A 20,079-nucleotide genomic window follows, 5' to 3' on the forward strand; every position below is an offset into this window, starting at 1 on the left:
GCCGCCGGCTTTGATCGTGCTCCGCGCTCGCGTCTGTGCACGCACGGGAGTTGACCCGTACGCGGACGCAAGTTCCTTGTGATGAACGAGAATTGTGCCCTACCCGGGCGGGCTCCGAGGGCCCCGGGCACCCCCCGAACGGGAGCGGACCGGGTGTCCGGCTTGACCGGAGCGCGCGTTTTCCGCCGCGATCGAGGTCCGTACGGGTTCGTCCGGTACGCGGGATTGCGCCGCCCCGCGGCCCGTGGGCGTTCATCGTCGCTGGTGAGGCCGTTGCGCCGGGTCCGCGTGCGGGCGGCGTACGCGACGCACCGCGCTGTGTTCGAAACGGAACGCAACCGTTTCCGGGGGTCGACGGGCCGCGGAGCCGATCGGTGGACGTCCAGGAATACCGGACAGAAGCTGTCGGGTATTGGGGGAACAGTGGTGGGCATGCGAGAGACATCCCCACCGAGCCGCTGGGCGGCGTTCGCCGCAGCCGCACCCGAGCTCGCGGCTGCGGCCGAAGCACGGTTCACCGCCCACACCCACCACACGATCGCGACCCTCCGCCGGGACGGGTCGCCCCGGACCTCCGGGGTCGAGGTCCAGTTCTGGCACGGGGAGCTGACGGTGGGCATGATGCCGGACTCCGTGAAGGCGCGGGACCTGCTGCGCGACCCCCGCTTCGCGCTCCAGGCCAACCACGGGTCCGGCAGGGAACTCGTCCAGGGGGACGTACGGGTCGCCGGGCGGGCGGTGGAGGTCGTCGACGCCGACGAGCTGGCCCGGTTCCGAGCGGAGGTGGGGCCGCCGCCCGGGCCGTTCCACCTGTTCCGTACGGAGGTCACGGAGGTCGTGCGGACCACCGTCGACGACGAGCAGTACTTGGTGGTCGAGTTCTGGACGCCGGCGGCCGGGGTGCGCAAGCGGCGCCGGACGTGACGCCGGCGCGCGACCCGCGCGCCCCCGGCGAGGAATGACCGTGTGGGCAGCGCGACGTCCTGCTAACGTCTGCGACATGAAGCGCGCTGCGATGACGACGACGCCGGAGAGTGTCCCGGCGCGCTGACAGACGATCTGATCCGAAGCCCCGGGGCAAGTGCCCCGGGGCTTCGTCGTAGGCCCGGTCACTTGCCCCGCACCCAGCGAGGAGACCGCGATGACCACCCGGCACGACCACCGCAAACTGGGCCGTGAGCTGAACCTGTTCGACACCGACCCGCTGATCGGCGCCGGCCTGCCGTACTGGCTGCCCGACGGCGCGACCGTACGGCACACCCTGGAGGAGTACGTCCGTGACGCCGAGCGGCGGGCGGGCTACCAGCACGTGTACTCACCGGTTCTCGGCAAGCGGGAGCTGTACGAGACCTCGGGGCACTGGGCCCACTACAGCGACGACATGTTCCCGCCGATGGACCTCGGCGGGGAGCAGGTCGTCCTGCGCCCGAGCCTGTGCCCCCACCACGCGGTGATCTACCGGTCCCGCTCCCACAGCTACCGCGAACTGCCCCTGCGCATGGCGGAACTGGGCGGCATGTACCGCTCCGAGCTGTCCGGCGTGCTCGGCGGGCTGACCCGGGTGCGGGCCATCCAACTCAACGACGCGCATATCTTCTGCACCCTGGACCAGGTCGCCGAGGAGGCGCGGGCGGCGCTGGAGATGATCCGCCGGGCGTACGAGGCGCTCGGCATCACCGCGACCCGCTACCGGCTCTCCCTCCCGGGCCCCGGCGGCAAGTACGTCGCCGCGCCCGAGAAGTGGCAACGGTCCACCGCCCTGCTGACCGACGTCCTCGACGGCTCCGGCCTGCCCTACGAGGCGGCCGAGGGAGAGGCCGCGTTCTACGGTCCCAAGATCGACGTCCAGGTCACCGACGGCGCCGGCCGGGAGTCCACCCTGTCCACCGTCCAGGTCGACTTCCACCAGCCCGAGCAGTTCGACCTGCACTACATCGGCGCGGACGGCGCCAAGCACCGCCCGGTCATGGTCCACCGCAGCATCATCGGCAGCGTGGAGCGAGCCGTCGCCCACCTCGTCGAACAGCACGGCGGCGCCTTCCCCGCCTGGCTCGCCCCCACCCAACTGGTGGTCCTCCCGATCTCGGACGCCGAACGGCCGAACGCCGAAGCCCTCGCCCGGCGCTGCACTGCTCTCGGGCTGCGCGCCCGGGTCGCGGGACCGGACCGCGGCAGTCTGGGCGCCCGGGTCCGCGAGGCCCGCCTGGTTCCCTACCAGGCCGTCATCGGCGCCAAGGAGGCCGCTGACGAATCCGTCGCCCTGCGCCTGCGCGACGGACGCCGACTCGACCCGCAGCCGGTCGCTGACGCACTGACCCGCATCAGCGCTCTCGTCGGGTCCCACAGCACCGACTTGTGGGCCGACGCCACCTCGTAGCGGGCGTCCTCGCCTCAACCAGGCCGGGCTGCGGAGGCGGGGCCGGACGGGACGCGTCAGATCGGCAGGTCCCAGCCGGGCCCGTCCTCGCTGCCGAGCCACACCCGCTGGCCGGCGGCCGAGACCGTGAGGCCGAACGCCTCCTGCCCGGGTTCGTCGGCGGACTGCCAGCACTGCACGGCCCGTTCGACCCGGTCCCACAGCCGCACGGGCCCGCGCTGCACGACGGTCCACCCGCCGTCGGGGTGGGCAGCCGTCCGGGCCTGCGAACCGGTGGACACGTCCCACAGGATCTGCTCCGCCCCCGCCCCCAAACGCTCGGCCGCGGGCGCCGCGAGCTGCGCGACCCAGGCACCCGTCCACTCGTCGAGCTTCCCGGGGTCGATCCGGCTCGGGCGCTCGTCGCCGGGCAACAGGGCCAGCGTCGGGCGGGGCGGCCGGTCGTGCGGCCGGGCGATCATGAAGCTGGTGCATCCGGGCAGGAACCGGCCCGTGGCCTCCCCCGGACCGGTCACCTCCAGCAGGGCGAGGGCGCTGGCGTAACCCCACCCGGACAGGGTGACCAGGATCTTTCCGCCCGGCCTCACCTGATGCAGCCACGGCAGCGGAACGTACCGGACCGCGCACGTGGCGATGAGCCGGTCGTACGGGTCCCCGTCCGGGTCGCCGCGCAGCCCGTCACCGATGATCAGTCGCGGGGCGAACCCGGCTGCTTCGAGCGCCGCAGCGGCAGCTGCACCGACCACCGGGTCGTACTCGATGCTGGTGAGCCGGGTGGACCCGAGACGGTGCGCGCCGAGGGCGGTCGAGTACCCGGTTCCGGTGCCGATCTCCAGTACCCGGTGCCCCGCTTCGACGCCGAGTTGCTGCCACATGCGCAACACCAGCGAGGGCAGGGTGGACGACGAGGACGGGGAACCGGACACGGCCGCCCCTTCCGTTACGTCGTCGGGCCTGGTCCGGCCGTCCAGCTGGGTGATCAGCGTCCGGTCGGAGTAGACCCCTTCCAGCCATCCGGGCGTGCCCTCCCGCACCGGCCGGTAACGGGTGGGGGCGCTGCCCGCCACCGGCGCGAAGTAGGACCCCGTGAAGAGTTCCCGGGGCACCGACCGGGCGGCGCTGCTCCACTCGGGTTCCGTCAGGGTTCCGTCCTCGGTGAGTCTGTCCGTCAGGGTGTCGCGGAGCCGTGCCGATGTACTCACGTGTCGGGGCCCTTCTCCAACTGGTCGGCCAGGGCGCGGGCGATCACCGAGGTGGCCTCCGCGGGCTGCCACGCCCATTGGCCGTTGGCCGTTGGCCGTTGGCCGTTCGGGTCGCTCTCCAGGGCACTGGGGGCCCGGGCGGTGGCGCCCGCCCGGAGGTCGCTTCCGAGCGGGCTCGATCCTGTCAGTACCCCCGGCCGGGGACGCGCCTCCCGTAGCGGTACGCGATGGACTCGTGACGGGCCCGCTGGAGGGTGTCCGCCGGGCGCAGGGTGGCCGCGAAGGATGCCCACGGCCGGCCCCCGGGCCGCTGGAGCATCGCCAGGTCGTCGTGGAGTCCGATGACCCGCCCCACCGCGCCCTTGGTGGGGTCGAACACGACCGCACCGACCGCGGGGGCCTCCGGCGTCCCCGGGTTCACATGCCCTCCGTCGCGACGAGCACGACGACGACCATAAGGGACCCCCATGCCAGCAGCAGGACGATGCCGCCCCACAGGGTCCCGTCCGGGGTCACCCGGTAGCGCGGTCGACGACGCGTGCGGCTCACGCGTCCGTCCCCGGGGTGCCCACGAGTCGACGCATGATCAAGGCCTCCGCGATGACCTCGCCGGCCCGGGCGTTGCACCACCCCAGGTAGACCAGCGGGGGCCGGGGGCCGTCCTCCAGCACGGACAGCCCGGGCAGCTCGATCCCGCTCTGCCGCGCGGCGGCGGTCAGCCGCTCGACGGCGAGGTCCGCGGCGTAGTCGCCGCCGGGCGGGGGCGGGGTTCCGTGTTCGCCCGCGCGGATTTCCGCGAGCGTCGGGCGGGGCGGTTGGGGTTGAGGGTGAGGGGGTTCCATGTGTCTCCTCGTGAGGGTGATCTCGGTCAACGCCCCGCACTTGGGCGGGGGTTGTCTAACCTCAACGCTGCCCGGGCGATGAGGCACCGTGCAACAGTGCACGGTGGGTTTGGCACCGAACGAGGTGCGAGTAGCCCTTCACCGGCGCACGGTGCGTGACAGTTCACGCACCGTGCACGACTTTCGAGAGGACCGAATGGTCAGGGGACAAACCACAGTCGCTCGGCGGCAACTCGGCCGGAACCTCCGCCAGCTCCGTCAAGCCGCAGGGATGACGAAGCGGGAAGCTGCCGACCGACTGGAGTGGTCAGAGTCGAAAATCTGGCGGATCGAGGGGGGTAGAACCCCGCTCCGGTCCATGGACGTGCAGAACATGTGCACCGTGTACGGCGCGGACGAAGCAGCGGCGGCCCTGATGGGGCTAGCGCAGGAGTCCAAGACGCGCGCCTGGTGGCATAGCTACAACGCGCCCGGCTTCAACATGTACGCCAGCCTGGAGGAGACCGCCTGGCAGATCGACACCTACGAAGGTGACCTCGTACCGGGCCTGCTCCAGACACCTGACTACGTTCGCGCCATCGTGCGCAGTCATTACCCCACCATGGCTGACGAAGAAGTGGAGACTCGCGTCGACATCAGAATGGCGCGGCAGAGAATCCTGACCCGTACGGAGGGAGCACCCAAGGTCCGCGTAGCCCTGGATGAAACCGCACTGCGCCGACCGATCGGCGGCGCGGCGGTAATGGCCGCGCAGCTCGGGCACTTGGTGTACGTGGCGGGGGTCAGACGGGCATCGATCAGGGTAGTTCCGCTGTCGGTGGGAGCCCACCCCGGAGTTCTCTCAGGGTCGTTCGTGATGATGAGATTCCCGACCGTAGTTGGGGGAGAGCCCACCACTGTGTATGGCGATACGCTGACCAGCGGGTACTACCTTGACAAGGACGCGGAGGTTGAGCAGTACGGCGCCGCCTTCGCGAGTATCTGGTCCATGGCACTTGGCGAGGATGCGAGTAGTCGCGTCCTCGCCGAGGCGGCGAGGAGTTATCAAGAGACATGAGCACCATAGGTCAAGACTGGGTGAAGTCGTCGTACAGCAACGGGAACACGCACAACTGCGTGGAGGTCCGCGGACACGGCAACGCGGTTCAGTTCCGGGACAGCAAGCGCGGCGAATCGGGACCCATCGTGGCGGTCGCCGCACGCAGCTGGAGTGCGTTCGTAGCGGACCTCTCAGACGCCAACCAGACATAACGGCCCCGGATACGAGGAGCGCCCCCCACCCAGCCAGGTGGCAGACGGGGGGCGCAGCCCTGTCAGCCGATGGCAACTGCCGAAGTGAAGCAGTACACCGCGACCTTCCTGGGTATCTGGTCCACAACAGCTGGACGAGGAGTCAACACGCCCTCTCCTCACCGATGTGGCAAACCACGGGAGAGTCATGACCGAGTGGGTGAAGTCGACATACAGCTCTGGAAGCCCCAACTGCGTTGAGGTGCGGCGCAGCTTCGGCGACGTAGCCATGCGCGACAGCAAGTGGCTGGGGGCAGGCCCCCACGTGACGGTGACCCTCGACGGGTGGCGCCACTTCGTCGCAGGACTCCAGAGCACGGACTCGCTGTCGTAGCGGGCCAAGAACACGGGAGCGCCCCCGTACGGTCGAACCCCGGGCGGGGGCGCAGTGCTGCAAGCTGATGACCAGTTGCCGCAGTGGACTAGTGAACCGAGGGGTTCCGGGGCATCTGGTCCACAACAGCTGGACGAGGACCCGCATCCCCGGGCCCTCCCCGACGTGGCAGGGAGATGCCCGGGTGGATAACCACTGGGTCAAGTCGTCGTACAGCACCGACCAGGCCAACTGCGTGGAGGTACGTACACAGAACGACGGGGTCGCGTTCCGGGACAGCAAGCGCGGCGAAGAAGGGCCGACCGCATCCATCTCGGCCCGCGGCTGGTCCGCGTTCATCGCCGGGCTCCAGCACGACCACGCCTAGTACTCCAGCAGGATTTCGCTGTCTGACCTGTGGTTTTCGCTGGGTGGCGGGAGTGTAGCGGGGAGGATCACCGCTCGGCCGCCGGGGTGTCCTGGCCGCCGAACACCTCCTCGACGAGCTGTGCCACGGCCTTCTGGAACGCCTCGGCGAGGGACAGCGCGGCGTCGTCCACATAGTTCAGCGCGGCGATCAGGGTCTTGCTGCCGTCGGCCGTGCTGTACATCAGCGCTCCGTGGCCCGCCACGCCGCCGTTGTGGGTGATGATGGTGCCGCCGTTCCCGCTCGCCTGCTGGACGAACAGGCCCAGGCCGTAACCGGTCTCGGGGTGCGGCTCGCACATCTCGGCCAGCAGCGGGGCGGGCAGCAGCTTGCCGCTCAGCAGCGAGGAGATGAACGTGTGGAGGTCCCGGGTGGTGGAGATCATGTCTCCGCCGGTCGAGATCCAGGAGGGGTCGTGCCGGGTGACGTCGACGGTCTCCGTCCGCCCGGCGTCCTCGTACCGGTAGTAGGCGCGGGCGTGCGGCTCGGGCAGCTCCGGGTCGCCGTCCGGCACCAGGGTGTCCGACAGTCCGAGCGGCTCCAGGACCAGTCGCCGCATCTCCCCGGCGAAGGAGCGGCCGGTGGCCTTCTCGACCAGCAGCCTGAGCAGGACGTAGTTGGTGTTGGAGTAGCTCCAGCCCGTTCCCGGCTCGAACCGCGCGGGTCGGGACAGGGCCAGTCGCACCAGTTCCTCCGGCTGGTAGGCCGTGAACCGCTTGTCCACCCACTCCTGGCCCGTGTTCGTGGCGGGGATCCCCGGGGTGAAGGTCCCGTCGGCGTGGTACTCGCCAGTGAAGTTGAACACCCCGCTGGTGTGCCGCAGCAGCATCCGCACCGTGATCCGCGGGTCCAGCCCGAACCCGGGCAGGTGGTCGGCGGCCGGGGCGTCCAGCTCGATCGCGCCTTCGGCCACCAGCCGCAGCACCAGGGCCGCGGTGAAGGTCTTGGTGTTGCTGCCTATCCGGACGTACCCGTCCACCGGGGGCTTCTCGGTCCCGCCCAGCTCGCGCGCCCCGGCGCTGCCGACCCATTCGCCCTGTTCGTCGTGCAGGCGCATCGTCACACCGGTGAAGCCGGACTCGATCATCCCCTCGATGAGCTTCCGCAGCTCGGGACGGTCCTGGTTGCCAAGGGTGAGGGACATGGTGGGTGCTCCTTCAGGTCTGAGGGGGGAGTGCGGTGGGGAGAGTGCGGGTGAACGGGCCGGATCGGCGCGGGGTGTGTGTCCGCGTCAGAGGCTGCGCGCGCTGATGTCGCCGTAGGCGGTGGTGGCGTGGACGGTGAGGGCGGCGTCGGCGCCGTCGGCGTTCCGGAGCGTGTTGTGGATCCGGCCGTAGGAGGTGCCGGCGTCCAGGGAGGCGGAGACCCCACGGGCGGCGGCGACGGAGATCTCGCCGTGCTCGGTGCGCAGCGTGACCGTGCCGCGCACGGCCTCGTCGACGCGGAGGTCGCCCTTCTGGGTGCTGATGTCCGCGTCGCCGCCCAGACGGCCGACCGTGACGTCGCCCGACTGGAGGGTCAGCCGGACGCTCGCGGCCTCGTCGAGCTTGACCGTGCCCTGAGCGGTCTCGAAGGTGACGTCGCCGAGCCGTCCGACGCCCCGCAGCCCGGCGAGGGCCGCGTTCGCCTCGACGTGGGATCCCGCGGGCAGCTGGACCGTGACCTCGACGGATCCGGAGGGGCCGAAGACCTGGTTGTCCGCCTGCGGGGCAGTGATCCGCAGGACGTTGTCGCCGTAGACGACCTCCGTGCGCTCCGCGGCCTTCGCGTCGCGGCCCGTGGACGGGTTCTTGGGGAGGACCTCGACGGTGGTGTCGGCCCGGTCGGCGGCGATGAGACGGATGTCGCCGGCGGGGACGTCCAGGATGACGGTGACCGGGGTGGGGGTGTCGAACTTCTGCATCGTACTGCCCTTCCGTTGCTGTTTCCGATGAGGGAAAAGCTACGTTGCATTTCCAGATTTGGCAATCACGCCGTTGCGATGGATAGATATAATCGCAGCTCAGAGCAGTGCATTCATTGCAATGGGGGAATTTTTAACGCAACGATCAAGCTGCGGCACGTTGCAATGGATCGAAAGTGAACGCTACCGTGGGGAGCCCGCGGACGATCACGGAGGAGAATGCGATGCCAGGAGGCCGACTCACCCAGCAGGAACGCCAGCGGATCGCGCTGGGACTGGCCGACGACCTCTCCTACGCGGAGATCGCCAGAAGGCTGGACCGCCCGACCTCGACCGTCACCCGCGAGGTCATGCGCAACGGCGGCCTCGCCGCCTACCGCGCGGACCTCGCCCACCGCGCCACCGAACGCCGCGCCCGCCGCAGCAAGAAGACCACGACGGCCCCGGACCCCGGCACGCCCCCGCAGAGCCACGGGCGCGACGCCGAAGCGGTGCGCGCGTACGAGGAGACGTTCGCCACCGTCTTCATGCAGTCGGGCCTGCCTAGGATGACGGCCCGGGTCCTGGCCAGCCTCTACACCACCGACGCGGGCAGCCTCACCGCCTCCGAACTCGCCGGACGCCTCCGGATCAGCCCCGCGTCCGCCTCCAAAGCGGTCACGTTCCTCGGCAGCCAGGGCCTGATCCGCCGCGAACGCGACGACCACCGCCGTGAGCGCTACGTCGTCGACGACGACGTCATGTACCAGTCCACGATGGCCAGCGCCCGGGCCACCGCCCACCTGGGCGACATCGCCCGGCAGGGCGTCGGCGTCCTCCGCCCCGACACCCCGGCCGCCACGCGCCTGGAGAACATCGCCCGCTACGTGGACTTCGTCTCCGAGAGCATCGCCCGCGCCGCCGACCAGGCCCGCGAGATCCCCCACACGACGCCCGGCGGGACCTCCGACGGCGCCCCCTAGGCCGCCCCTCGAACGAGTGCATCCGCCGCTGGTAGTGACAGCGGGCGGGGACCGCCTCGCGCGCCCGCGCCGACAACTGGTGCCGCCCAGTCCCGCGAGAAGCTCGCCGCGTCGATGAACTGGGTGAACTCCTTCACCCCGGCCCAGATCAAGGGCATCGGCGTACTGGAGGTGCTGGCCGCCATCGGGCTCGTGGCCCCGGCAGCCACCGACATCGCACCGGTCTGGACCCCGATCGCCGCCGTCGGGGTGGCCCTGCTCATGATCGGCGCCGCGATCACCCACCTGCGGGCCCGCGAACTGCCCAGCATCGCTGTGAACGCAGTCCTGTTCGCCATCGCCGTCGTCATCGCCTGGGGCCGGTTCGGCTGATCGCACCGCCCACCGGCCCGCACTCCGGCCGGTGGACACGTTCCGACCACGAAGCGCACGATGGACGGATGTTAAGCACCCTGCTCGCCTTCCTCGGCGCCTGCGCCCTGATCGCGGCCTCGCCAGGCCCGAGCACCATGCTGATCATCCAACAGTCCCTGCGCAGCAAGCGTGCCGGTTTCCTCACCGTGCTGGGCAACGAGACCGGCGTCTTCGTGTGGGGTGTCGCCGCCGCACTCGGGCTCACCGCACTACTCGCGGCCTCCCAGTTGGCGTACGACGTCATGCGGATCGGCGGTGCCGTGGTCCTGATCGTCTTCGGCATCAAGGCACTGATGAACGCCCGCCGCGGGCAGGACGAGGAGGCCGACCAGGGCGCTGCGCCGGCCCGCTCGGGGTGGCGTGCGTACCGCTCGGGTCTGCTGCTCAACCTCGCCAACCCCAAGGCCGCGGTCTTCGCGATGTCCTTCCTCCCGCAGTTCGTGCCCGCGGGGGCGCCGCACCTGGCCACCATGATCGGGCTGGCGGCCATCTGGGCGGTCTTCGAGATCGGCTACTACGGGCTGTACGTGTGGTTCGTCGGCCGACTGAAGGGGTTCATCTCGCGGGCCAAGGTGCGTGCGCGTCTGGAGCAGGTCTCCGGCGGCGTGCTGCTCGTGCTCGGCGTCCGGATGGCCGTGGACGGCTGACGGTTCCCGGCCCACGACACCGTCCGTGGAAGCGCGAAGCAGCCACGCCGCGCGACCGGGCGGAGGAGCGCCGCGTACGAGGGCTGCGGCTACGGTGCACGCATCGGCGCGGTGATCAGGTGAGGCGCCGACGAACGAAAGGCACGGAGGAGAACGCATGCGGTCGGTCATTCCCGACTATCTGGCCGAGGCCCTCGGAAAGGTCGAGTCGGACACTTCTGGTCAGCTGGCGGACTACATCCCCGAGCTTGCGGCAGCGGACCCCGAGCGCCTCGGCGCGGTCTTCGCCACCGTGGACGGCGAGGTCTACGGTGCCGGTGACATCGACACCGAGTTCACGATCCAATCGATCTCCAAGCCGTTCGCGTACGCGCTGGCACTGGCGGACCGCGGCTTCGACCCCGTGCTCGCCAAAGTCGGTGTCGAGCCGTCGGGCGAGGCGTTCAACCACATCTCCCTCGAAAGCGATACCGGCCGCCCCTTCAACCCCATGATCAACGCCGGTGCGATCACCACCCACTCGTTGGCCGGTGCGGAGGGCCTGACCCCGACGGAGCGCGTGGAGCGGGTGGTCCGCGGTCTTTCGGCGTTCGCCGGTCGCGAGCTGAGGCTCGACGAGGCGGTGTGCGTGTCGGAGATGGAGCACGCGAACCGCAACCTCGCCATCGCGTACATGCTCCGCGGCTACGGCATCCTCACCGAGGACCCCAGGGCCGTCGTCGACGGCTACACCCGCCAGTGCTCCGTGCTCGTCACCGCGCGCGATCTGGCCATGATGGCCGCGACGTTGGCCAACCGCGGCGTGAACCCCCTGTCGGGTGAACGAGTGGTGGGCGAACCGGTGGTGCGTCAGGTGCTGAGCGTCATGTCCACCTGCGGAATGTACGACGCGGCCGGTGACTGGGCGACCCAGGTCGGCATTCCGGCGAAGAGCGGGGTGGCCGGGGGCCTGATCGGTGCGCTCCCCGGCCAGATCGGCATCGCCACGTTCTCACCACGGCTGGACGCCCACGGGAACAGCGTGCGCGGAGTGTCGCTGTTCGAGCGGTTCTCCTCCGACATGGGTCTGCACGTGATGGACGTTCCCCCCGCTGCGCGTGCCATCGTGCGGTCCAACCACGTCGTCGGCGACGGACCGAACGCGGTCCGGGTCTTCGAACTGCAAGGGGGGATCGGCTTCGCCGGGGCCGAGAGGGTCGTCCGGGAAACCGTGAACGCCGCTCCCGAAGAGGTCCGGGTGGTGCTGGACCTCAGCAGGGTCTATGCGATCGATGACGTGGCGCGGCGCATGGTGCTGGAGGTCGTGCGTCGACTCACGCTCGACGGTCACGAGATGTACCTCGTCGACCCGGAGTCGATCCTGCCCGACCCCGATCCCGGCGACGGCGGCCGGGTCACCGTGGTCAGGGACGTGGAGCACGCCGTGATGGCGTAACGCATCGCCCACCGGCCCCGCGAACGGTGAAGAGCCCTTCGGCACAGGGCTGTCGGGCGGCAGTCGTGACGGGGACAATCGGCCGCATGACGAACCCCGCGAGCGCGCCGTCCCCGCACCGCAGGCCCGCCGGGCTCGCCCTGGGGTTCCTGACGGGCGGGGTGATCGGGGCGTCGCTGACCGCCTTCATCGGCGGCTGCGTGGTCGAACGGGCGCCGCTGGTCGTCACGGGGCTGGCCCTGCCCGCGGTCTACGGACTGGCCTACTTCCTCGGCACCCTGCCGCGCCGCGCCCGGCGAGCGGCCGTCGTGCCGTGCACGGCGCTCGCCAGGATCGAGGCCCGGGAGGCCACCAAGGCGGAGACCAGCGACGTGCCGGTGCGGTTCGAACTGTCCGTGGTCCCGGACGACGCACCCGCGTTCCGGGTCGAGATGTGGCAGGACGTCAACCAGGTCGAGCTGCCCGACTACCGGCCGCGCGGCGTCGTGGTGGTGGAGTACCCGCCGGACCGACCGTGGAAGACGCGGATCGTGGAACGGCCGACGCCGCAGTGGGAGGAGCGGGCGGCCGGGGCCGAGATGGATGCGGTGCCCGGTCCGGTGGTGAAGGGCGAGACCCCGAGCGGCTGTGCCGGTGGTCTGCTCACGCTCCTCGGGCTGCTGCTCGGCGTGGCCGCCGTGCTGCTGCTGTTCCGGGCGGACCTGTTCGACTCCGACGGGGGCACGAACGACGGCCGCGCGCCGTCCGCCCCCGCCCCCACCCCCTCCGTCTCCGTATCCGTCTCCTCCTCGTGGTCCACGAGCACCGTGACCTCGGCGACGGGCACGGTCACCCTCGGTTCCGGGCAGTCGATGCTCGACGGGAACCAACTGCGCGAGGCCGTCGAGTCGTTGACGCGGGGCGCGGACCGGCGTCGGGCGCTCACCGTCGTCGTGCAGGAGCGGATGCTGACGGTGGTCTTCTCCCCCACCGGCGTGCGGGCCGCCGGCTTCGACCCGAGGTCCCTGCCGTACGACCGGGTGCCCGACCTGGTCGAGGAGGCCGGGACCACGCCGGGCGTGGGGACCGCGCGGAGTTGGCAGCTCATCGCCGACGGGGTCACCGGCTCGCTGAGGCTCAGGGTCGTGGTGACCGGCAGCGGGGGCAGCGGAACGCTGGAGGCGGACGGTCGGGGCACCGTGCTCGGGCGCAGCAGCGGCAGTTGAGCGGATCGTCGTAGGAGGAGGGGCCATGGGGTGGGACGCGATCGCGGTGCTGTGGTGCGCGGTGTGGGGCGGCGTGGCGCTGGTCGGGTTCGGCATGTCGTTGGCCGGGGTGACCCGGGAGCAGCGGACGGTCCGGCTCACGGGGCGGATCGATCAGGTGCGGCAGCCCCGGCACGGCGGGCCCCGGCGGGGCGGGATCTGGGTGGTGGTCTCGTACCGTGACCCGGCCTCGGGTCGGGAGGTGGTCGTGACGAACGACGGTGAGCGGGGCGAGATGGTCACCGCGGCCTGGGAGGGGCGGGAGGTCGGGGTGAGCCATCCTCGGGGCAGACCGCACGCGTACCGGTTCTCCTCCACCTCGCAGGAGCCCGGTCGTGGACTGTGCTGGCCGAGTTTCGCGCTGTTCCTGGTGTACGTGGGGCTGGTGGTGCTCGCTGCGGTCAGCTGGGGGTGGCCGTGGGCGTTGATCGGTGGCGGTGCGCCGTGGGCGGTCGCCGGTGCGGTGCAACTGCCCGGGGCGGTACGCGCCAAGAAGCGCCGCGGCGAGGGGCTGGCCGTGATGGAGAGCGTGCCGGGTCGGGTCGTCGCGGTGCTGAAGGACGTCACCGTCGACGACAGCAGTTGCACCATGACCACCCTCACCCCGGTCGTGTCGTTCACCACCCGGGCGGGCACCGCCGTCACGGCCCACTGCACGTCGCACCTCCCGGACCCGGCCCGCGCGTTCGGTCGCGAGGTCACGGTCCACTACCCGCCCGCCGACCCGGCCGGGTTCACGCTGGACCCCGGGGCCGAACAGCGCTCGGCGGGGTGGGAGGTGAGGTGGCACGTCGCGGCGGTCGTCGTGCTCGCGGCGACGGCCGCGGCGGGAGCGGTGCTGCTGCTCTGAGGACCGGTACGCGAGGTGCACGCGGCGCCCCGGTACGCGAACGGCGCGGCGGCGGACCGGAGTCCGTCACCGCGCCGTTCGCGTTCACGCGTTCGTGGCGTTCACGCGTTCATGGGGTTCGTGGGGGGGGTCACTCCCACTCGATGGTGCCCGGGGGCTTGCTGGTGACGTCGAGGACGACCCGGTTGACGTCCGCGACCTCGTTGGTGATGCGGGTGGAGATCCGGGCGAGGACCTCGTACGGCATCCGGGTCCAGTCCGCGGTCATCGCGTCCTCGGAGGAGACCGGGCGCAACACGATCGGGTGACCGTAGGTGCGGCCGTCGCCCTGGACGCCGACGCTGCGGACGTCCGCGAGGAGGACCACCGGGCACTGCCAGATCTCGCGGTCGAGTCCGGCGGCCGTCAGTTCCTCGCGGGCGATGGCGTCGGCCTCGCGCAGCAGGTCGAGGCGGTCGCGGGTGACCTCGCCGACGATGCGGATGCCGAGGCCGGGCCCGGGGAAGGGCTGGCGCTGGACGATCTCGTCCGGCAGCCCCAGCTCGGCGCCGACCATCCGGACCTCGTCCTTGAACAGCTGGCGCAGCGGCTCGATCAGCTGGAATTCGAGGTCTTCGGGCAGTCCGCCGACGTTGTGGTGGGACTTGATGTTGGCGGTGCCGGTGCCGCCGCCGGACTCCACGACGTCCGGGTACAGGGTGCCCTGGACCAGAAACTCCACGGGCTGGTCCCCCGGGGCCTCGGCGACGATCTCCGCCTGGGCCTGCTCGAAGACCCGGATGAACTCCCGGCCGATGATCTTCCGCTTCTGCTCCGGGTCGGAGACGCCCCCCAGCGCGTCGAGGAAGCGGTCGGCCGCGTCCACGACCTTCAGCTGGACGCCGGTCGCGGCGACGAAGTCCTTCTCGACCTGCTCGGTCTCGTCCTTGCGCATCAGGCCGTGGTCGACGTACACGCAGGTCAGCTGGGAGCCGATGGCCTTCTGCACCAGGGCGGCGGCCACCGCGGAGTCGACCCCGCCGGACAGCCCGCAGATCGCGCGGCGGTCGCCGACCTGCTCGCGGATCGCGGCGACCTGTTCCTCGATGACGTTGCCCGTGGTCCAGTTGGGCTCGATGCCCGCGCCCCGGTACAGGAAGTGCTCCAGCACCTGCTGGCCGTGCGTGGAGTGCATGACCTCGGGGTGGTACTGGACCCCGTACAGCTTCTTCTCGTCGTTCTCGAAGGCGGCGACGGGGACCACGTCGGTGGACGCGGTGACCGTGAAGCCCTCGGGCGCGGCGGAGCAGGCGTCGCCGTGGGACATCCACACGGGCTGCTCGGCGGGGGTGCCCTCGAAGAGGGTGGAGCCGGTGCGGCTGACGTGCAGCGGGGTGCGGCCGTACTCGCGGGCGCCCGTGTTGTCCACGGTGCCGCCGAGGGTGGTCGCCATGAGCTGGAAGCCGTAGCACATGCCGAAGATCGGCACGCCGGCCTCGAACAGGGCGCGGTCGAGCCTGGGGGCGGCCTCGGCGTAGACCGAGGAGGGGCCGCCGGAGAGGATGATGGCCGCCGGGTTCTTGGCGAGCATCTCCGCGACCGGCATGGTGCTCGGCACGATCTCGCTGTAGACCCGCGCCTCGCGGACACGGCGGGCGATGAGCTGGGCGTACTGCGCACCGAAGTCGACGACCAGGACGGTGTCGGGGGCGGCGGCAGCGGGAGTCGCTGAGGGCACGGGGAGCCTTCCGGCTGTCTAGCGGGTCTACGGGCGCGGGGGCCGTCGCGGCCACCGGGGGCCCGGTCTGGCGGGGGCGGAGGGCGCGCCGGGCACCGGCGACACGACTCCTGCCTCCAATTCTAACGGGGCTCCCGCGAACCTCCCGCGTCTCACGATCCGGGCGGTCCGGGAACCGGTTTGACCGACCCGGGCGGCGGCCGGGCATACTGGCCGGGTGACCACGCACATGACCTCCGTCTTTACCTATGGCATCCGGCCCGCCGGTTGCCACGGTCGTGCTGCTTGATCTTCTGACGAGCACTTCCACAGGCGCCCCGGGCCGACAAGGCCCGGGGCGCCTGTTGCTGTTCCGGACCGTGTCGGCCGGTGGCGTCGCCCGCCCCGAGCCCGACACCCGAGGAGCCACCGATGCAGCACACCACCACCGACCGCGTCCACGCGCCGAGCGTCACCGAGCGCACCGGCGCCCGCACCGAGGAGGCGGCCGGGACGATCGCCGGCGCGCGGATGCGCATCGACGCGCTGGACGACCGGATCATCGGCCTGGTCCAGGAGCGCGTCGCGGTGTCCACCGTGATCCAGCAGACCCGGATCGCCTCCGGTGGCCGGCGGGTGAACCTGTCCCGCGAGATGGAGGTCCTGGAGCACTTCCGGGAGGCGCTCGGCAAGCCGGGCACCGCACTGGCGATGACCCTGCTGGAGCTGTGCCGGGGCCGCATCTGACGTACCCGTCCGAGGGCTCGCACCCGCGTTCGGGCGCTCTCACCCGTACGGAGCGTGACCGGCGAGCGACGGGGGTCGTTGTCCCGGTGTCCGTGTCAGCCAGGGGCGGGCGAGTACCACGCGTGGCTTGACCTGAGCGATGAGACGTACGGATCGTGCCGTGCGTCGTGGGACCTCGCTCCGGTTTCCGTGACCGGTCGGCAGGGGACAGCAGCCCGGTCACCCCAGTGAACGGTCGGCTCCGGGGACGCCCGGGGCCGACCGTCTCCAGCCCCCTTCACCCCCTGGTCCCTCCGGCCTCCTTGGCCCCCCGTTCCTCAGACGGCGCCGCCCTCCCCCCTGTGGCGCCGCTCCGAGCGGCGCTGACGCTGCCCTGACGTCGCTGCCGCCCGAAGGCCCCGCGGCCCCGCACCGCGGGGCCTTCGTCGTGCCCGGACACAAACGACCCCGAGTCGAAGTGATCTACGCCACATAAGAATTTCATGAGAGTCGGGACAACCATTACCGGACACCGCGGGTCACATCACCTGACACAAGGGCCACATCCGTGCGCTGCGCGCGGGCGGGCCCGCCCGCTGTGCCGCGGTGCGGTACGACCAGATACACGAGGTCTCCATGAAGCTTCGCCGTGCCGTGGCCATCGCGGCGGTCACCGCCGTCATCGGCCCGGTCGCGCTGCTGTCCGCGCCGGCCGCCCTCGCCACGACGGAGCCCAGCAACACGACGAGCGCCACCCCGACCGAGTCGGTGTCGCCCAGCGAGGTCCCCGGGCAGTCCCCGAGCGAGTCCGAGTCCGAGTCCGCTCACCCGTCCTCGCCCTCCTCCACTTCCCCCTCCTCTTCCTCCTCTTCCTCCTCCTCGCCGGGCGCCGGCGACTCGTCCTCGCCGAGCACCACGCCCTCGGACGGCGACTCCACCTCGCCCGCGCCGAGCGACTCGGTCAGTTCCTCGGCCAGCGGCTCGGCCGACCCGGAGGAGTCCGACGAGCCGGAGGAGTCCTCGTCCGCGCCCGCCCCCGGCGAATCCGAGTCCCCCGCCCCGAGCGAGGACCCCGACGAGCTCATGCCGTGCGACTACGTCGACGAGGAGTACGTGGCGGACACGCTGGAGTCGGAGATCTCCGGTCTCCCCGGCCGGATCGTCGCCGGCTCAGGCTGGCACGAGTTCTCCCTGACCACGACGAACACCTCCGACGTGACCCTCAACGAGGTCGCGATCTACGCCGAGGTCGAGAACTTCGAGATCGAGGAGGACAGGGCGCTCTCGCCCTTCCTGTCGCTCCAGTACTTCAACGAGACGACCGAGCGTTGGGCCGAGATCCGGGACTCCTACGAGATCGACTCCGACACCACCGTCGACTGGGCCGGCGCCTACTTCACCGGGGTCGAGACGATGAAGCCCGACGACTACGTCACCAACAAGCTGCGGCTCGCCATCAAGGAGGACGCCCCCGTCGGTGACGGGTACGCCTTCGGCTCCGGCGGCTACCTCGACACGGTGAACGGCGAGCGCTGCATCGCCGAGAACTACGGCACCGACGCCTACTTCTCCGTGCTGAAGCCCGGCAGCTCCAACGAGGACCCGGGCGAGGCGAAGCCCGGCACCGGTTCCGGCACGGACAAGCCGAAGCCCGGCCCGGGCCCCGGGTCCGGCAAGGGCGGCGGCACCACCCCCCAGGGCGGCGTGAGCCAGCAGCCGGTCACCGGCAACCTCGCCGCGACCGGTTCCTCCTCGGCCATGCCGGTCATCGGCCTGGTCGGCGGACTCGCGGTCCTGGCCGGCGCGGGCGCGGTCTTCTACGTCCGCAAGCGCAAGGCGTCCGACACCCCGGCGTAAGCAGCTCGCCCCCACACGTGGAGGACCCGCACTCGGAGGGGGGTGCGGGTCCTCCACCCGTTCACGGCGCTTACGGCGCTTATGGCTTTTATGGCGCCGTCGCGTTCTTGACGGCGCCGTCGCCCGGAGGTCAGCGCAGCCGCAGCGCCTTCATCACCCGCAGGCCGCGGCTCATCAGCGTGGCGTACTGCGCATCGGTCATCCCGAACGAGGGCGCCATCGGCATGATCCGCTGCTCCGCGACGGTCTGCGCCTCGGTGTACTTGAGGATGCCCTCGGAGCCGTGCCGCCGGCCGAGCCCGGAGTCCTTCATGCCGCCCATCGGGGACTGCGCGCTGCCGTACGCGGGCGCGTACCCCTCGTTGATGTTCACCGTGCCGGAACGCAGCCGGGCGGCGAGCGTACGCCCCCGTCGGGCGTCCCGCGTCCAGAGCGAGGAGTTGAGCCCGTAGGCCGTGGCGTTGGCGCGGGCCACGGCGTCCCGTTCGTCCGTGAACCGGTACACCGACACCACCGGGCCAAACGTTTCCTCCGCGCACACGGCCATCGTGGGCCCGACCCCGTCGAGGATGGTCGGCTCGTAGAAGTACGGGCCGATGTCGGGGCGCGCGACCCCGCCCGCCACCACCCGCGCCCCCCGGGCCACCGCCTCCTCCACGTGCCGGCTGACCGTGGCGAGTTGCCGCTCACCGACCAGGGACCCCATGTCGGCCCCGTACGCGAGGCCCGTGCCGAGCCGCATCGCCCGGGTGCGGCTGGCGAACCGGTCGAGGAAGACGTCCGCGACGGACTCGTGGACGTACAGCCGCTCGATGGAGATGCACAGCTGTCCCGCGGACGAGAAGCAGGCGCGGACCGCCCCGGCCGCCGCCGCCTCCACGTCCGCGTCGGCCAGGACGAGCATCGCGTTCTTGCCGCCGAGTTCGAGGGACGCGCCGATCAGCCGGTCCGCGGCGCCCCGGGCGACCTCACGGCCGGTGCGGGTGGACCCGGTGAAGGAGACGTAGTCGGCGTGCCGGACGATCTCGGGGCCGATGACCGGGCCCTCACCGATGACCACCTGGAAGACGTCGGCCGGTAGCCCCGCCTCGACCAGCAGGTCCCGGGCCCACAGCGCCGTCAACGCGGTCTCGGTGTCCGGCTTCATCACCACGGCGTTCCCGGCGACGAACGCGGGCAGGGCGTCGCCGACGGACAGTTCCAGCGGGTAGTTCCAGGGGGCGATCTGGCCGACGACCCCGCGCGGCTGCCGCAGTTCGGTGACCTTGGTGAGCACGGGGAGCGCCCCGGTGTGCCGGCGGGGCCGCAGGTACGCGGACGCCTTGTGGCCGTAGTGGCGGGCGGACACCGCCACCGCCTGGACCTCCTCGTGCGCGTGCAGTCGGGCCTTGCCGGTCTCCAGCTGGATCAGGTCGAGCACCTCGGCCTGGCGGGCGATCAGCAGGTCGTGGAAGCGCAGGACGGTCGCCGCCCGGTCCCGGACGGGGGTGGCCGCCCAGACGGACTGGGCCGCGCGGGCCCGGGAGAAGGCGGTCTCGACGTCCTCGGGGGTGGACTCGGGCAGGTCCGCGAGCTGGTGCCCGGTGAACGGGGTGTGGTTCGCGGTGCGACCCGTGCCCACGATCCCCTTGGTGAGCTGGGCCACCAGCTCGGGCGTCACCACGTCCTGTGCCGTGCGGGAACCGGGCGGCGTGGGGGCGAGGGGGTTCGTGTACGTGCTCTGGTGAGGTGCGGTGGCCTGCGAGTCCGTCATGGACGTGAGCGTAGGCCCCCGCCCCGGATTTTGGGTACCCGACGGTAACCGGAGGGGTCGCCTCGGGCCGCCCGGCGCCCCGTCCGGTCCGCGTCACCGGTGGGTCAGCCCACGGCCCACCGGTGCGTCAGCCCGCGGCTC

Annotated in this window: 21 protein-coding genes and 1 pseudogene; 14 read left to right on the plus strand and 8 right to left on the minus strand. The window is 71.3% G+C overall.

The window, feature by feature from the left end; genetic code table 11:
- Positions 1–432 precede the first annotated feature (432 nt).
- Complete coding sequence (locus ACFV88_RS22495) at positions 433–924, plus strand: pyridoxamine 5'-phosphate oxidase family protein (RefSeq protein ID WP_385493530.1); 492 nt, start codon at positions 433–435, stop codon at positions 922–924.
- A gap of 217 nt (positions 925–1,141) precedes the next feature.
- The gene (thrS, locus tag ACFV88_RS22500) at positions 1,142–2,377 is read left to right on the plus strand and encodes a threonine--tRNA ligase (RefSeq protein WP_385493531.1); all 1,236 of its coding nucleotides are present in this window, start codon (positions 1,142–1,144) and stop codon (positions 2,375–2,377) included.
- Positions 2,378–2,433: 56 nt separating this feature from the next.
- On the opposite strand, the gene tgmC is transcribed toward thrS, so the two are convergent.
- From tgmC to ACFV88_RS22520, 4 genes are all read right to left on the minus strand, one after another.
- Positions 2,434–3,579: an ATP-grasp peptide maturase system methyltransferase gene (tgmC, locus tag ACFV88_RS22505; RefSeq protein ID WP_385493532.1), complete on the minus strand. Its 1,146-nt coding sequence runs from the start codon at positions 3,577–3,579 to the stop codon at positions 2,434–2,436.
- Between the two features lie 184 nt (positions 3,580–3,763).
- A complete protein-coding gene (locus tag ACFV88_RS22510) occupies positions 3,764–4,000 on the minus strand; it encodes a hypothetical protein (protein WP_385493533.1) in 237 nt (78 codons plus the stop codon).
- Positions 3,997–4,128, minus strand: a complete 132-nt coding sequence (locus tag ACFV88_RS22515; protein WP_385493534.1) for a hypothetical protein — start codon at positions 4,126–4,128, stop codon at positions 3,997–3,999. Before ACFV88_RS22515 ends, ACFV88_RS22510 begins: the two co-directional genes overlap by 4 nt.
- The gene (locus tag ACFV88_RS22520; protein WP_385493535.1) at positions 4,125–4,421 is read right to left on the minus strand and encodes a hypothetical protein; all 297 of its coding nucleotides are present in this window, start codon (positions 4,419–4,421) and stop codon (positions 4,125–4,127) included. The genes ACFV88_RS22515 and ACFV88_RS22520 overlap by 4 nt, the downstream gene beginning before the upstream one ends.
- Before the next feature lie 196 nt (positions 4,422–4,617).
- Between ACFV88_RS22520 and ACFV88_RS22525 the strand changes: the two genes are divergently transcribed.
- The 4 genes from ACFV88_RS22525 to ACFV88_RS22540 all read left to right on the plus strand — a co-directional run bounded on the left by ACFV88_RS22525 (position 4,618) and on the right by ACFV88_RS22540 (position 6,412).
- Positions 4,618–5,478, plus strand: a complete 861-nt coding sequence (locus ACFV88_RS22525; protein ID WP_385493660.1) for a helix-turn-helix domain-containing protein — start codon at positions 4,618–4,620, stop codon at positions 5,476–5,478.
- On the plus strand, positions 5,475–5,672 hold the full coding sequence (locus ACFV88_RS22530; RefSeq protein WP_385493536.1) for a DUF397 domain-containing protein: 198 nt from the start codon (positions 5,475–5,477) through the stop codon (positions 5,670–5,672). The genes ACFV88_RS22525 and ACFV88_RS22530 overlap by 4 nt, the downstream gene beginning before the upstream one ends.
- Positions 5,673–5,859: 187 nt before the next feature.
- Positions 5,860–6,045: a DUF397 domain-containing protein gene (locus tag ACFV88_RS22535; RefSeq protein WP_385493538.1), complete on the plus strand. Its 186-nt coding sequence runs from the start codon at positions 5,860–5,862 to the stop codon at positions 6,043–6,045.
- A gap of 184 nt (positions 6,046–6,229) precedes the next feature.
- Complete coding sequence (locus ACFV88_RS22540) at positions 6,230–6,412, plus strand: DUF397 domain-containing protein (protein ID WP_385493539.1); 183 nt, start codon at positions 6,230–6,232, stop codon at positions 6,410–6,412.
- 67 nt (positions 6,413–6,479) lie between these two features.
- Here the strand turns inward: ACFV88_RS22540 and ACFV88_RS22545 are convergent, their stop codons facing one another.
- Together ACFV88_RS22545 and ACFV88_RS22550 are read right to left on the minus strand one after the other, a co-directional pair.
- The gene (locus tag ACFV88_RS22545) at positions 6,480–7,595 is read right to left on the minus strand and encodes a serine hydrolase domain-containing protein (RefSeq protein ID WP_385493540.1); all 1,116 of its coding nucleotides are present in this window, start codon (positions 7,593–7,595) and stop codon (positions 6,480–6,482) included.
- Between the two features lie 87 nt (positions 7,596–7,682).
- Positions 7,683–8,354, minus strand: coding sequence for a DUF4097 family beta strand repeat-containing protein (locus ACFV88_RS22550; protein ID WP_385493542.1), 672 nt, complete (start codon positions 8,352–8,354; stop codon positions 7,683–7,685).
- A 224-nt stretch (positions 8,355–8,578) separates the two neighbouring features.
- Between ACFV88_RS22550 and ACFV88_RS22555 the strand changes: the two genes are divergently transcribed.
- The 6 genes and pseudogenes from ACFV88_RS22555 (at position 8,579) to ACFV88_RS22580 (ending at position 13,906) form a co-directional block, all read left to right on the plus strand.
- Positions 8,579–9,316, plus strand: a complete 738-nt coding sequence (locus ACFV88_RS22555) for a helix-turn-helix domain-containing protein (protein ID WP_385493543.1) — start codon at positions 8,579–8,581, stop codon at positions 9,314–9,316.
- A 108-nt stretch (positions 9,317–9,424) separates the two neighbouring features.
- Positions 9,425–9,688: pseudogene (locus tag ACFV88_RS22560) on the plus strand (DoxX family protein); the annotation flags it as partial.
- 68 nt (positions 9,689–9,756) lie between these two features.
- Complete coding sequence (locus ACFV88_RS22565; protein ID WP_385493544.1) at positions 9,757–10,377, plus strand: LysE family translocator; 621 nt, start codon at positions 9,757–9,759, stop codon at positions 10,375–10,377.
- Positions 10,378–10,534: 157 nt separating this feature from the next.
- Positions 10,535–11,812 carry a glutaminase gene (locus ACFV88_RS22570; protein WP_385493546.1) on the plus strand — a complete coding sequence of 426 codons (1,278 nt, stop codon included), beginning with the start codon at positions 10,535–10,537 and terminating at the stop codon, positions 11,810–11,812.
- An 86-nt stretch (positions 11,813–11,898) separates the two neighbouring features.
- Entirely contained in the window at positions 11,899–13,017 is a 1,119-nt protein-coding gene (locus ACFV88_RS22575) for a hypothetical protein (RefSeq protein ID WP_385493547.1), read from the plus strand.
- A 25-nt stretch (positions 13,018–13,042) separates the two neighbouring features.
- On the plus strand, positions 13,043–13,906 hold the full coding sequence (locus tag ACFV88_RS22580; RefSeq protein ID WP_385493548.1) for a DUF3592 domain-containing protein: 864 nt from the start codon (positions 13,043–13,045) through the stop codon (positions 13,904–13,906).
- Positions 13,907–14,036: 130 nt separating this feature from the next.
- Here ACFV88_RS22580 and guaA read toward each other — a convergent pair whose 3' ends face one another.
- The gene (gene guaA / locus ACFV88_RS22585; RefSeq protein WP_385493549.1) at positions 14,037–15,623 is read right to left on the minus strand and encodes a glutamine-hydrolyzing GMP synthase; all 1,587 of its coding nucleotides are present in this window, start codon (positions 15,621–15,623) and stop codon (positions 14,037–14,039) included.
- 411 nt (positions 15,624–16,034) lie between these two features.
- Here guaA and ACFV88_RS22590 point away from each other — a divergent pair, with 411 nt between their 5' ends.
- Together ACFV88_RS22590 and ACFV88_RS22595 are read left to right on the plus strand one after the other, a co-directional pair.
- Entirely contained in the window at positions 16,035–16,349 is a 315-nt protein-coding gene (locus ACFV88_RS22590) for a chorismate mutase (protein WP_385493550.1), read from the plus strand.
- 615 nt (positions 16,350–16,964) lie between these two features.
- Positions 16,965–18,185, plus strand: coding sequence for an LAETG motif-containing sortase-dependent surface protein (locus tag ACFV88_RS22595; RefSeq protein WP_385493552.1), 1,221 nt, complete (start codon positions 16,965–16,967; stop codon positions 18,183–18,185).
- 130 nt (positions 18,186–18,315) lie between these two features.
- Here the strand turns inward: ACFV88_RS22595 and ACFV88_RS22600 are convergent, their stop codons facing one another.
- Positions 18,316–19,938: a succinic semialdehyde dehydrogenase gene (locus ACFV88_RS22600; RefSeq protein WP_385493553.1), complete on the minus strand. Its 1,623-nt coding sequence runs from the start codon at positions 19,936–19,938 to the stop codon at positions 18,316–18,318.
- Positions 19,939–20,079: the final 141 nt, after the last annotated feature.

It is taken from the genome of Streptomyces sp. NPDC059816, from assembly GCF_042732055.1.
Lineage (GTDB): Bacteria > Actinomycetota > Actinomycetes > Streptomycetales > Streptomycetaceae > Streptomyces.